This is a genomic window from uncultured Brachyspira sp. (assembly GCF_949287625.1).
Lineage (GTDB): Bacteria > Spirochaetota > Brachyspiria > Brachyspirales > Brachyspiraceae > Brachyspira.
On the sequence record NZ_CASEGO010000093.1, the window covers coordinates 1 to 12,701 of the forward strand.

General features: G+C 28.7%; 12 protein-coding genes. 7 read left to right on the forward strand and 5 right to left on the reverse strand.

What is annotated here, in order from left to right:
* Positions 1 to 184: 184 nt before the first annotated feature.
* Positions 185 to 889 (forward strand): UMP kinase, encoded by a 705-nt coding sequence (gene pyrH, locus Q1X91_RS12215; RefSeq protein WP_300757886.1) that lies wholly within the window; start codon positions 185 to 187, stop codon positions 887 to 889.
* Positions 890 to 912: 23 nt separating this feature from the next.
* A complete protein-coding gene (floA, locus tag Q1X91_RS12220; protein ID WP_300757889.1) occupies positions 913 to 1,929 on the forward strand; it encodes a flotillin-like protein FloA in 1,017 nt (338 codons plus the stop codon).
* A 570-nt stretch (positions 1,930 to 2,499) separates the two neighbouring features.
* Here floA and Q1X91_RS12225 read toward each other — a convergent pair.
* Both Q1X91_RS12225 and Q1X91_RS12230 read right to left on the reverse strand, forming a co-directional pair.
* Positions 2,500 to 3,399 carry an S-adenosyl-l-methionine hydroxide adenosyltransferase family protein gene (locus Q1X91_RS12225; protein ID WP_300757892.1) on the reverse strand — a complete coding sequence of 300 codons (900 nt, stop codon included), beginning with the start codon at positions 3,397 to 3,399 and terminating at the stop codon, positions 2,500 to 2,502.
* A 251-nt stretch (positions 3,400 to 3,650) separates the two neighbouring features.
* Positions 3,651 to 4,613 (reverse strand): class II fructose-bisphosphate aldolase, encoded by a 963-nt coding sequence (locus Q1X91_RS12230; protein WP_300757895.1) that lies wholly within the window; start codon positions 4,611 to 4,613, stop codon positions 3,651 to 3,653.
* 338 nt (positions 4,614 to 4,951) lie between these two features.
* Here Q1X91_RS12230 and thrS point away from each other — a divergent pair, with 338 nt between their 5' ends.
* From thrS to rplT, 4 genes are all read left to right on the forward strand, one after another.
* Positions 4,952 to 6,883 (forward strand): threonine--tRNA ligase, encoded by a 1,932-nt coding sequence (thrS, locus tag Q1X91_RS12235; RefSeq protein ID WP_300757897.1) that lies wholly within the window; start codon positions 4,952 to 4,954, stop codon positions 6,881 to 6,883.
* 12 nt (positions 6,884 to 6,895) lie between these two features.
* A complete protein-coding gene (gene infC, locus Q1X91_RS12240; RefSeq protein WP_300757900.1) occupies positions 6,896 to 7,486 on the forward strand; it encodes a translation initiation factor IF-3 in 591 nt (196 codons plus the stop codon).
* A gap of 93 nt (positions 7,487 to 7,579) precedes the next feature.
* On the forward strand, positions 7,580 to 7,783 hold the full coding sequence (gene rpmI, locus Q1X91_RS12245; protein ID WP_008725923.1) for a 50S ribosomal protein L35: 204 nt from the start codon (positions 7,580 to 7,582) through the stop codon (positions 7,781 to 7,783).
* 15 nt (positions 7,784 to 7,798) lie between these two features.
* Positions 7,799 to 8,152 carry a 50S ribosomal protein L20 gene (gene rplT, locus Q1X91_RS12250; protein ID WP_008725909.1) on the forward strand — a complete coding sequence of 118 codons (354 nt, stop codon included), beginning with the start codon at positions 7,799 to 7,801 and terminating at the stop codon, positions 8,150 to 8,152.
* 252 nt (positions 8,153 to 8,404) lie between these two features.
* Here rplT and truB read toward each other — a convergent pair whose 3' ends face one another.
* Both truB and Q1X91_RS12260 read right to left on the reverse strand, forming a co-directional pair.
* On the reverse strand, positions 8,405 to 9,280 hold the full coding sequence (gene truB, locus Q1X91_RS12255; protein WP_300757904.1) for a tRNA pseudouridine(55) synthase TruB: 876 nt from the start codon (positions 9,278 to 9,280) through the stop codon (positions 8,405 to 8,407).
* Positions 9,281 to 9,321: 41 nt separating this feature from the next.
* Positions 9,322 to 10,065 carry a hypothetical protein gene (locus tag Q1X91_RS12260; RefSeq protein ID WP_300757906.1) on the reverse strand — a complete coding sequence of 248 codons (744 nt, stop codon included), beginning with the start codon at positions 10,063 to 10,065 and terminating at the stop codon, positions 9,322 to 9,324.
* Positions 10,066 to 10,221: 156 nt separating this feature from the next.
* On the opposite strand from Q1X91_RS12260, the gene Q1X91_RS12265 reads away from it, so the two are divergent.
* Complete coding sequence (locus Q1X91_RS12265; RefSeq protein WP_300757908.1) at positions 10,222 to 10,851, forward strand: hypothetical protein; 630 nt, start codon at positions 10,222 to 10,224, stop codon at positions 10,849 to 10,851.
* A gap of 130 nt (positions 10,852 to 10,981) precedes the next feature.
* Here Q1X91_RS12265 and Q1X91_RS12270 read toward each other — a convergent pair whose 3' ends face one another.
* The gene (locus Q1X91_RS12270; RefSeq protein ID WP_300757910.1) at positions 10,982 to 11,872 is read right to left on the reverse strand and encodes a radical SAM mobile pair protein B; all 891 of its coding nucleotides are present in this window, start codon (positions 11,870 to 11,872) and stop codon (positions 10,982 to 10,984) included.
* Positions 11,873 to 12,701 lie beyond the last annotated feature (829 nt).

Genomic DNA, 12,701 nt, shown 5'->3' on the forward strand with positions numbered 1-12,701 from the left:
ATAAACGAATACATTCAGCTTTAAATTATGATACACCTATGTTATACTTCAAAAAGATAAGGAATACTTAAATGCAATATGTATGGCACCCATGCAATTATATAAATTATTTAATCTTGATTATATGTTAAAAAAATAGTATAATGCAGGAAATATCTAATATCAAAAATTAAGAGGTCAATTAATGGAAAAAAGAGTGTTGCTTAAGATATCAGGTGAAGCATTGCTTGGAGAGAAGGAATACGGTATTGATAATAATGTTGTTGATAGGATAGCATTAGAGATGAAAGCTGCTGGAAATGATACACAAATAGCAGTTGTTGTTGGAGGCGGTAATATATTTAGAGGAATGCAGTTATCAAATAAAACTGGAATGGTAAGAGCTACAGCTGATTCTATGGGCATGCTTGCTACTATTATGAATGCTATAGCTTTAAAAGACAGATTTATGGCAGCAGGAACTCCTACTCAAATATTATCTGCTTTTAATATAGAAGGTATGATAGAAGGTTTTGAGAGAGATAAAGCTATTCGTATACTAGAACGCGGTAATGTTTTAATCATAGCGGGAGGCACTTCAAATCCTTATTTCACAACAGACAGTACAGCTATATTAAGATCCTTAGAGATAGGTGCTTCTATAGTATTAAAAGGTACTAATGTGGACGGAGTTTATGATAAAGACCCTAAAGCAAATAAAGATGCTAAAATGTATAAGGATATTACTTTTAGAGAAGCTATCAATCAGAATTTACGTGTTATGGATATGACAGCTTTTGCTATGGCTAATGATAATGATATGCCTATAAGAGTATTTAATATGAATAAATCAGGAAATATTACTAAGGCTATTTCCGGAGAAGATATAGGAACTTATGTACATAATTAATAATATTTTTAGGAGGTTTGTATATGTTTGATTTTGGTTATATTCCAATTATTCCTATGTTTGTTGGTATTGTTGTAATACTGATACTTTTATTTGTTTTCTTACATTTTTTCCCTATGGGGCTTTGGATTACAGCTTTGTTTTCTGGTGTAAGAATAAATATGATAACGTTAATTACTATGCGTCTTAGAAGAGTTAATCCTTCACTTATAGTATTAAATCAAATAAAGTTATGGAAAGCAGGTTTAAAAATAGGAACGAATGAACTTGAGGCACATTATTTAGCAGGCGGCAATCCTACTGCTGTTGCGGATGCTTTAATTGCTGCTGATAAGGCTTCTTTGGATTTAAGTTTTGAGCGTGCTGCTGCTATAGATTTGGCTGGAAGAGATTTAGTTGATGCTATAAGAACTTCCGTTTCTCCTAGAGTTATAGCTACTCCTTTGATTGCTGCTGTTGCTAAAGACGGCATACAGGTAAAAGCTACTGCTAGAGTTACTGTTAGAACAAATATTAATCGTCTTGTTGGAGGAGCTGGAGAGGAAACTATTATTGCTAGAGTAGGAGAGGGTATCGTTACTACTATAGGCAGTTCTTCTTCTCATAAAGAAGTTTTAGAAAATCCTGATAGAATTTCACAGGTTGTACTTGCTAAAGGTCTTGATTCTGGTACTGCTTTTGAGATACTTTCTATTGATATTGCTGACGTTGATGTTGGAAGCAATATTGGGGCTTTCTTACAGATTGACCAAGCAGAAGCTGACAAAAAGATTGCTCAGGCTAAAGCTGAAGAGAGAAGAGTTATGGCTATAGCACGTGAACAGGAAATGCGTGCTCAGGTTGAAGAGATGAAAGCTAAAGTTGTAGAGGCAGAATCGCAGCTTCCTCTTGCTATTGCTGAAGCTCTTAAGAAAGGAAATATTGGGGTGCTTGATTATTATAATATGAAAAATATTATGGCTGATACTGAAATGCGTTATAGTATATCTGGTATGGATTCAATGAGCAAAAATAATAATTCACAGCCTACAAAACAATAAGTAAATAATTTAATGGGTTAGTTTTAATAAAATTTTTAATGTAAAGGGGCTTTCAATATAAAGCTCCTTTTTTATATAAAGATTATAATTTATTTTTTAATATTATTTATAATTTTAATAATTTTGCTTTGCCATTATGAAGTGCACAGCAAGACAGAATCTGTGTAATTTGCATACAATCAGTTATTTTCGGCTGTAGTAAGTAGCGTTAGTTATGGCAGTATACTTAAAATTCTATATTTTAGTATAAATTTGATAATTTATTATTTATGTAAAACATAATTAGTACTATTTAGTATTTTTTACACTTGAACTTTTTGCGGCGGGAAAAAGTTGAATAAAAAAATTGACAAACTTAAAAATTTTCAGTGTATATAGTATGATTTTATTATAGAAATTTTGTATATTATTTTTTGTTTTTAATGCAGTATAAAATCATTATAGTTAAAAAATAAATGGAGTTTTAAGTAATCCTGCAAAGCTGATATATACTTGTTTTGCAGGATTACTATAACTGTATGCATTTGGAAAAATTCGGTATGTATGTTAAAATAATAAAAAATAAATACGCTATTTTTTTATTATTTCTATACTCCAATCTGGACCGCTCTCAACTTTGTACTTATCAGAAAAATTTCCCATATTAACAGCAACAGAGAAATTAAGCTCTGAATTAAAATATGCCATATTATCGCCTTCAGGAACATCTCCGAAAGTATTAACAAGTTTAACATCACCATTCCATATTAAATTTCTTTCATTATATATAGAAACATTCAAAATATCTCCTACTTGTATGCCATTTTCAAGCATTAATTGACGAGGAAGGGAAGACCATACATTACCATACTGCACATCGAGTATAGGAATATTAGCAAAGAATTTACCATCTTCATATCTTGGTTTTTGATAATCTATTTTTGTTATATTTGTTCCTAATGATTTTCCAACTTGCTCAAAAGTTATTTGTTTTGAAGCTAGTCTTGCTCCTGTATACACATAAACATCTCGTCCATGAAAAGTGTATGATTCCTGAGAGTTGGTAAGTCTGTTTACTGCTTCATCAATTTCTCTTACTTCTTCCACCCCTAAACTTTCAGCAACAAAAGTTAAAGAACCGTTATCTGGAGTTACAAAATAATAATTGTTGGTAGTTTTCATAACAACAGATTTTCTTTCAGTACCAACCCCTGGGTCTACAACATTAACAAATACAGTTCCTTCAGGCCAATATTTTGCTGTTTGGTCTAATCTCAAAGCAGCTTCCCATATATTAAATGCTGGTATTTCATGTGTAAGGTCGTAAACTTTTAAATCTTTATCTACAGTTAAAGCTACTCCGTACATACTTGCAACGGCATTGTCTTTTCTTCCGAAATCTGTTTGAAGTGCAAGCGGAGATTTATCAATTTGTTTTTCGCATGATATAAGCATAACAAATAATGATATTATTAATATATAGTTTTTCATTTTACTTCCTTTTTATTTAATTATATATATTTTATATTTTGTTAAAAAAATTAAGGGCATAAGAATAAACTCATACCCTTGAATTTTCTTTTTTAATAATTATTAAGTTAATAATTATTTAGTTTTAGCATTTAGAGCATCTTTTTGTCTTCTTATTCTTCTTAGAGCTCTTTTGCGTTTAACTACTTTTCTATGCTGTTTTCCCACGTTATCTCCTTTATTAATTTTTTTATTATTATAAATTATTAAAATTATATTTTTCCATTAGAACCTAATACATTATTAATTTTATGCATGTATAGTTTTTTCATTTCATCACGAGCAGGTCCTAAATATTTTCTAGGATCGAATTCTTTAGGATTGTCATGGAATACTTTTCTAATAGCTGCAGTCATAGCAAGTCTTGAATCGCTGTCAATATTAATTTTGCAAACTGCACTTTTAGAAGCTTCTCTTAATTGTTCTTCTGGAATACCTATAGCATCATCTAATTTACCGCCGTATTCATTAATCATTTTAACATATTCTTGAGGTACACTTGAAGAACCATGTAAAACAATAGGGAAACCAGGTATTTTTTTCTCAATTTCTTTAAGAATATCTAATCTTATTTCTGGGTTTTGACCTGGTTTGAATTTATAAGCACCATGGCTAGTACCTATAGAAATAGCAAGAGAGTCAACACCTGTTTTTTTAACGAAATCTTCTACTTCTTCAGGCTGAGTGTAAGTATGATGTTCAGCAGAAACGTCATCTTCAACACCAGCAAGCACTCCTAATTCACCTTCTACAGTAACATCGTATTTATGAGCATACTCAACAACACTTCTAGTAATTTCTACGTTTTTGTTGTAATCATAATGGCTTCCGTCTATCATAACAGAAGAGAAACCATATTCAATACAGCTTTTGCAAAGTTCTAAACTGTCGCCATGGTCAAGGTGCAGAACTATAGGAACATTAACACCTAATTCTTTAGCGTATTCAACAGCACCTTGAGCCATATATCTTAATAATGTTTGATTAGCATATTTTCTAGCACCTGAGGATACTTGAATAATAACAGGGCTTTTAGTTTCTACGCAAGCCTGAACTATAGCCTGAAGTTGTTCCATATTATTAAAGTTAAATGCAGGTATTGCATAACCGCCGCTTATAGCTTTTTTAAAAAGGTCTCTGCTATTAACAAGACCCAAATCTGAGAATTTAACCATATTCTTCTCCTTATTCTTTTTTAAAAATTATAAAAAATACTTATTAATAATATAGTAAAAATAATATTTTTTCAATAAAAATACTTATTTTTTATATGATTAGAATTCAAAAAATATTATTTAAAAATCAAATAAATATAAAAAAATTAAAAATAAAATAACAGCATACAAATTATACATTAAATAAGACTATATTATTAATTTGAATTATTTTTGTATAATTTTAATAATTGCCTTATATGATTTATTGACTATTGTTTTTATATATGTTATAATAGTTCAAAATATTTACATAAGTTTTTTATGCAAATAGAAGTATCAATTCAAGAGGTGTTATAATGTCAAAAATTAATTATTCGGGACAGTCTTATGATTTGTCCAATGGAGAGTCTTTACTAGACTTCCTTAAACAAAATGCTAAAAAAGATTCCAAAGATGCAGTAGCAGCTAAATTTAATGGAAAAGAAGTTGACCTTACATATACGCCTGAAACAGACGGCGATTTAGAATTGATACTTACAACCACCGATGAAGGTCTTGAAGTTTTAAGACACTCTACAAGTCATTTAATGGCACAGGCTGTTAGAAGACTTTACCCTAATACTCAGGTTACTATAGGTCCTGCAATAAAAGATGGTTTTTATTATGACTTTGATGCAGAAAAACCTTTTACAGAAGAGGACCTTCCAAAAATAGAAGATGAAATGAAAAAAATCATCAAAGAAAATATACCTGTAGTAAGAAAAGTAATGAACAAAAATGAGGCTATAGAGTATTTTAAAAAAGCTAATGAGCCTTATAAAGTTGAAATTATAGAAGGTATAGATGCTGATACAGTATCTTTTTATGAGCAGGGAGATTTTATAGATCTTTGCCGCGGTCCTCATGTTCCTTCTACTGGATATATAAAATCATACAAACTCATGTCTGTAGCTGGAAGTTATTGGAGAGGGGATTCTAATAATAAAATGCTTTCCCGTATATATGGTACAGCATTTGAAAGTAAAGAGGCTTTGGATAAATATCTCAAAAAACTTAAAGAAGCTAAAGAAAGAGATCATAGAAAATTAGGTAAAGAACTTAATTTATTTAGTTTTCATGAGGAAGGACCTGGTTTTCCTTTCTGGCATCCTAGAGGAATGATTATTTATAAAGCAGTAGAATCCTATATAAGAAATGAAAATGATAAACGCGGATATGTTGAAATAAAAACTCCAGCTATTCTCAATGAAGAATTATGGCATAGAAGCGGACACTGGGATAATTATAAAGAAAATATGTATTTTACAGAGATTGATGAAACTAAATATGCTGTAAAACCTATGAACTGCCCAGGCGGTTTGATTGTTTATAATTCTAATATACATAGTTATAGAGATTTGCCTTTAAGAGTTGCTGAATTAGGTTTTGTTCACAGACATGAGCTTTCAGGAGCTTTGCATGGACTTTTCAGAGTTAGAGCATTTACTCAAGATGATGCCCATATATTCTGTACTGAAGAGCAGCTAGGTGATGAAATTATTAATACTATCGAATATTATTTATCTGTATATAAAGACTTTGGTTTCGAGAACTTTGAAATATTTGTTTCTACAAGACCTGCCAAATCAATCGGAAGCGATGAAATTTGGGAGCTTGCTACTAAATCATTGATTAATGCTTTGGATAAACTTGGTATAAAGTATAAAATTAATGAAGGAGACGGAGCTTTTTATGGTCCTAAAATAGATTTTAATATTAAAGATGTTCTTGACAGAAACTGGCAATGCGGTACTTTACAGGTTGACTTCTCACTTCCTATGAGATTTGAAATAAGCTATGAAGGTAAAGACGGCAGAAAACATACTCCAGTAATGCTTCACAGAGCTATACTTGGTTCAATGGAGCGTTTTATAGGTATATTGGTTGAGCATTATAATGGTAAATTCCCATTATGGCTTTCTCCTTTACAAGTGGCTGTTGTTAATGTTCTTGATGAAAAATCTCAAATTGACAGAGTTAATGAAGTTGCTAAAGCATTAAAAGATGCAGGTTTTAGAGTAGAAGTAGATGAGGAAAATGAAAATTTAGGTACTAAGATTAAAAAATATCGCTTGCAAAGAACTCCGTATACAGTTATAATAGGAGCCGAGGAGGTCTCTAATGGTAAATTATCTATTAGGACACGTTCTTCGCAAGAAATTAAAGATATGGATTTAAATGAGTTTATAGAGAAACTCAAAAAAGAATCTAAGGAGAGAATGAATGATTCTATATTTACTACTAAATGAGGTAGATAAATAATGGCAACAGTAAAAAAAGAAGGAGAGAGAATTAATCAATTTATTACTGCACCAGAAGTTAGAGTTGTGCATGATGAGAGAGGAAGTCTTGGTGTAATGAGTATTAAAGATGCTCTTGCATTAGCTAAAGAGGAAGGTTCGGACTTGGTAGAAATTGTTCCAACAGCAGAGCCTCCTGTTTGTAAGATTATCAATTATGGTAAGTATAAATTTGATATTCAAAAAAAGAGTAAAGAAGCTAAGAAAAAGCAGAAATTAGTGCAGCTTAAAGAAATCAAGATGCGACCTCAGATAAGCATACATGATTATAACTTTAAAATGAAGCATATTCGTGAATTCTTAGAGGAAGGTAATAAGGTAAAAATTACTATAATGTTTAGAGGTAGGGAAATGGCTCATACTGAATTCGGCTATGACCTTATCAATAAGATTATGCAGGATTTGGAAAATGAAGCAGCTACAGAAAAACCAGCTAAATTAGAGGGTAAGAATTTATCTGCAGTGCTTAATCCAGTGAAAATGAAGAAAACTTCTTCTGATTCGGATAACTCTTCAGAAAAAAATGAAGTTTCTGAAAATACAGAAGAATAATTATTTTATAATTAAATAGCCCACTAGCTATGCGTACTTATCATACGTATAGATTGAGCATACAGTAAATATAATTTTAAAGGATATTAGTTTATGAAACAAAAATTAAAAACAAAAAGCGGTGCAAAAAAACGTTTTAGATTCTCTAAAACAGGTAAAGTAAAATTTGCTCATGCATTTGGAAGCCACAAATTCTTAAGCAAAAGACCTGACACTAAAAGAAAGTATCGTAAAGCAAGAATAGCTGATGATACTAATATGTTAGAAATGCCAAGATTAATGCCTTACGGCAGATAATAAAAGGAGACCAGAATGAGAGCAGTTAGCGGTGTAGTAAGAAAGAAAAAAGTTAAAAAAATATTAAAGATGGCTAAAGGTTACTATGGTTCTCATAGTAAGCAAATGAAACAAGCTAAAGAAGCTGTAATAAGAGGCTTAAAATACGCTTATCGTGATAGAAGACAGAAAAAAAGAATGATGAGACGTTTATGGACTTTAAGAATCAATGCAGCTTGCAGACCTTTAGGTATATCTTACAGCAAGTTCATTAACGGACTTAAAAAAGCTAATGTTATAATAGACAGAAAAGCTTTATCTAATTTGGCTATAGATGACTATAAAGCATTTGAAGCTGTAGTTGAAGTAGCTAAAAAAGCACTTGCTTAAAATAAATTAAAAAATATTTACTTATGTATAAAATTACCGTTAGTATTCTTATCGAATGCTAACGGTTTTTTTATTATTAAAAATTTATATAATTTTTTTCTTTTTTTATAAAATTACTAAAGTTAATTTCCAATCGGCCGATAATATATTTAGTTGATTGGACTACCCCCAATAACTATATTTGTAATAAGCCGCTTTGTTCATCCCACAAAAGCGGTTTATTTTTTTTTAATTTAATTGAATAAAAAATAATTAAATGTCTATAAAAGAGTAAACATTCTTATCTTTTTTTTCTATAATCGCTAAAAGATTTTCTTTATTATCAGTCAATGCTGAATATTTATTTTTTATTTCTATATTTTCTATCATTTTGGTATTGCCACATAGTATTTGTTTTATGGTATTATCATCTTCAATAATTTTTTTATCAAAGTTATTAAACATTTCAAAGAATGATAGTATTTTGTTTTTTTCTATATACTCTATACTGCATGCCATATCAATGCTATAATTTCCTATAGATATTCTTGTTAATTCTTTTGTATAAGCTAAATTACCAGTAATATTTCCTATATCTCTTATTATAGACCTTATATAAGTACCTTTGCTTACTGAAGTTTTTATTTTGAAATATGGATAATCATATTCTAATAATTCAATGCTGTTAATAAATACTTCAGAATCTTTCAATTCAAAACTTTGATTATCCCTTGCCAGATCATAAGCTCTTTTTCCATTAATTTTTTTAGCACTGTATATAGGAGGTTTTTGAAGAATGTTTCCTTTAAAATTTTCTTTTATAATTTTTTCTAATTCTTCAAAACTTAATTTATTATTTGCATCAGATTTTTTTATTATATTACCTTCCACATCATCAGTATCTCTCATTTCACCAAATACTCCCAATGCATTATATTCCTTAGGCATGTCATCAAATAAGAAAAATAATTTAGTATATCTTCCAAATGCCAGTATTAAAACTCCATTTGCAAAAGGATCTAATGTGCCTGCATGACCTATTTTCTTTTCTATAATGTTTTCTTTTTCTCTTAATGTTTTTTTTACCTGTTTTATAGCATCAAAAGAAGTTATTCCTATAGGCTTATTTAAGATACAAAAACCTTTCATAGATATTTATTCCTTATATTATTTATTATAGATTATATATTTTAGCCTCTCATTATTTGCAGAGAGTTAAAATATATATTTAAAATATTTTCAGATATACTTGATATATTACTATATTTTTTTGAGAACAAATCATTTCCTATTGATTTAACTAAATCATCTATAGTTTCTATATTATGTTTAAGTGTTCCAAGCTGCTGCTGAGAAAGATGAAGCAGATGTATATTACTTTTATCAAATTCAGCTATTGTGGTTTTAGCTGCTTCATCAAGCAGATAATAAACCGCAATTAATTTTTCTTCTTCTTCCTGAGTAAGTACTGTATTAGATGTGTTATATATTTTTGAGAGTTCTCCCATTCTATATGCTATTTTGTATATTGAGTTTAAATTATCAAAAAACCAATTAACATTATTTCTTTTTCTTAAATCGGATAATACATATTTAATATCATGCAGTATAGAATATCCTGCACTTTCATCTTCTTTGCTTGATATATAGTAGTGAGAGCGTATTAATATATCCTGCAAGCTGTCAAAATCGGTTTTCCATTGCGGGTCTTCTGTATTAATATTGTAGTATTTTTTTTTAAAGTCATTCCATACTATAATAAATTTTTCTATAGCAGCCTTTCTGTCAGTATTATTAACGTCCCTTATAATTAATAAGGTGTCCATATATGCTTTATCTAAAGAAGCCATATCTTCTAAAAAATTATCCTGTTTCTTTTGGCAAGATGTAAACATAATTAATAGTAATAACAAAATAAATGCTTTAATATTCAATATAAAGTCTCCAATATTGTTTATATAATAAAAATATATAATAAAAAAGTATTTTTGAGTTTATAATATATATAGTATTTTAAATTATAATTTTACAAATAGTAACTATGATAAGTTAAAATAGTTAATACATTAAAGGATAATTTATTATAAATCATGAAAAAAAACAAGCTATATATTTTTATTATATTGTTATTAATAATTATAATATCATGTTCAGGCAATAATATCAGAAGAGGAATATTGCATTCGCAAGCATATACAGATATAAGTTTTGAAGTGAGCAGAATGAAAGCAGAAGATGCTATGTATTATTATATAGCTGAGCAGACCGCTTCTTTAATTAACAGAAATGATTTTAATATAGTTGCTGTTTCATTAAAAGATAATAATCTTATAGATTTTTCTAATGAGGACATTGTAACTTTTAAAGAATATAAAAAAGATGATAATTTTTATACAGAGATAAAATTAAAAGATGATACTATATATGACAGGACTATAGAGGTATTAAACAGATTAAAAAAAGAGGGCAGTATAGATGATAAAATATTCAGAGCAAATGCTTCAATAGAAATATCAGAAAATGCCAAATTAAATGCATATACCAGACAAATGCTCACACAAAATGCTTTAAAAAGGGCTTATGAATCTTTATTTAAAGTATTGCTTAGTAATAATATAGAAGTTAATAAAGCAGTGAGTTTAACTAATGAGGCTTATATATTGGAAGAAAGCTACAGTTCTAATGAATATAACGTGGTTGTAGAAACTATTGACAATTAATTATATCAGCAGACTATATATTATTATATAATCTGCTAATTTAATTAATATAATTCTTTTTTGATAGATATTTTTTATTATGTGTAAATAGAATTAAAAAGACTATGTATTTATATATTATTTTAAAACTTTATACCTTTGTTTTTTTATTTGCTGAAGGTATAATTTCCTCATGAAAGAAGTAGTTTACAACAATTGGATGAGCATTGAACGGCTGATTAATAGAATCATCATTTCTCACATATAATAGCTCTTCCTCTTTACAAAACTTACTTATCTGTTCATCTAATTCAAACCAGTATCTTTTATCACCTTTTAAATATATATCATCATATTGAGCTTTAAGTTCTGAGTATTTTTCTTCTATATAATCTAATATTACTTTTTTATAACCTCCGCGTAGATTTAGATTTTCAAGCCATATTAGATTGCATTGATTTTTTACTCTGTGTATTATAGCCTTAATGTCAGTAATATATGGAAATATTGGAGATATAAAGCAGGTTGTACGTATACCAGCATTATAAAATTCTTTCATAGCTTTCAATCTTCTTTCAATACTTACTGCATTATCCATATCAGCACGGAAATTTTCATCAAGTGTATTTATTGACCATGAAACTCTAGCATTAGGAAAAGTTTTGATAATATCTAAATCTCTTAGTACAAGATCAGACTTTGTAGAAATACTGATTCTGCATCCGCTTCCTTTAAGCTGTTCAAGCAAAGTTCGTGTACGGCATGCAGTTTCTTCTATAGGCTGATATGGATCTGTAACAGAAGATATAAATAATTCTTTATCCTTATATTTTTGAGTATTTTTTATATTATTCCATAATTTTATATCTATAAACTCTCCCCAAGGTTCTGTATGATTTGTAAACCTCTTCATAAAAGAAGCATAGCAATATTTACATGCATGAGTACATCCTACATAAGGATTTACTGAATAGCCTCCAACTGGTAAATTTGATTTTGTAAGTATGCTTTTTACTTCAATGTTTTTAATAATTACTTCCATTGTATCCATGCCTCATTTTTATTGTGTATATAGCTATTTCATAATACATTATGCAATCTTATTATATTATTAGACTTGTTTCAAAACTAAATTTGTTAATATTTATAAATCTTTAATTTAACATTTTAAAATTATAGTTGGGGCTTTGCTGCGAAGCACACAGTCGTGCCAAACCCCAGTTCTTTTATTGGTATAAGGCACAGCCCGCCTTCGGCGAGAACCATACGCAGTACGCCTGTGGCGGAAGAACTGCATTTTATAGCTTAAATAATATAATTTATACAATATATAAAACATTTATTTAAATAATAATTAATTTGGCAATATGATACTTTGAGTAAAAAATACTAATATGTTTTTTTAATATTGAAGAATTAAAGATTTGCATAATGATTTAAATACTTATTATGTATTGTATAATATTCCTTTTAATATATCAAATTTGGAGGCAATACTTTAGAATATAATTATAAATATTATATTTCTCCAGTAGAAAATGAAAACTATAATTGGCTTTATATATTTAAACAAAATTATTATAAAATAACAAATCTAGTATAGTAGCTTATTAAAATTATTAATTATTGATGTTTATATTAATTATCTAGAAAAAAAGAGCAAATTTATATTCCGATAATGTATATTATGTTAACTTATGCATGTTATTTTTTTATAGACTTTATTTATACTTGCACTTTTTGGTTCTTTTTGCGGCGGGAAAAAGAACAACATTGTTTAAGAGCCATAGATATTGCACAGTTTTAGTTTAAAAAAAGGAGGTATTCCTTATAATTTAAATTATCACAACAAACAAAAAGGAATACCTATG

Bases quoted from the DNA above. Each gene is read 5' to 3' on its own strand.
- pyrH (WP_300757886.1), top strand. From the start codon at position 185: ATGGAAAAAAGAGTGTTGCTTAAGATATCAGGTGAAGCATTGCTTGGA.
- Q1X91_RS12270 (WP_300757910.1), bottom strand. From the start codon at position 11,872: ATGGAAGTAATTATTAAAAACATTGAAGTAAAAAGCATACTTACAAAA.
- truB (WP_300757904.1), bottom strand. From the start codon at position 9,280: ATGAAAGGTTTTTGTATCTTAAATAAGCCTATAGGAATAACTTCTTTT.
- rplT (WP_008725909.1), top strand. From the start codon at position 7,799: ATGAGAGCAGTTAGCGGTGTAGTAAGAAAGAAAAAAGTTAAAAAAATA.
- Q1X91_RS12230 (WP_300757895.1), bottom strand. From the start codon at position 4,613: ATGGTTAAATTCTCAGATTTGGGTCTTGTTAATAGCAGAGACCTTTTT.
- Q1X91_RS12225 (WP_300757892.1), bottom strand. From the start codon at position 3,399: ATGAAAAACTATATATTAATAATATCATTATTTGTTATGCTTATATCA.
- rpmI (WP_008725923.1), top strand. From the start codon at position 7,580: ATGAAACAAAAATTAAAAACAAAAAGCGGTGCAAAAAAACGTTTTAGA.
- Q1X91_RS12265 (WP_300757908.1), top strand. From the start codon at position 10,222: ATGAAAAAAAACAAGCTATATATTTTTATTATATTGTTATTAATAATT.
- floA (WP_300757889.1), top strand. From the start codon at position 913: ATGTTTGATTTTGGTTATATTCCAATTATTCCTATGTTTGTTGGTATT.
- infC (WP_300757900.1), top strand. From the start codon at position 6,896: ATGGCAACAGTAAAAAAAGAAGGAGAGAGAATTAATCAATTTATTACT.
- thrS (WP_300757897.1), top strand. From the start codon at position 4,952: ATGTCAAAAATTAATTATTCGGGACAGTCTTATGATTTGTCCAATGGA.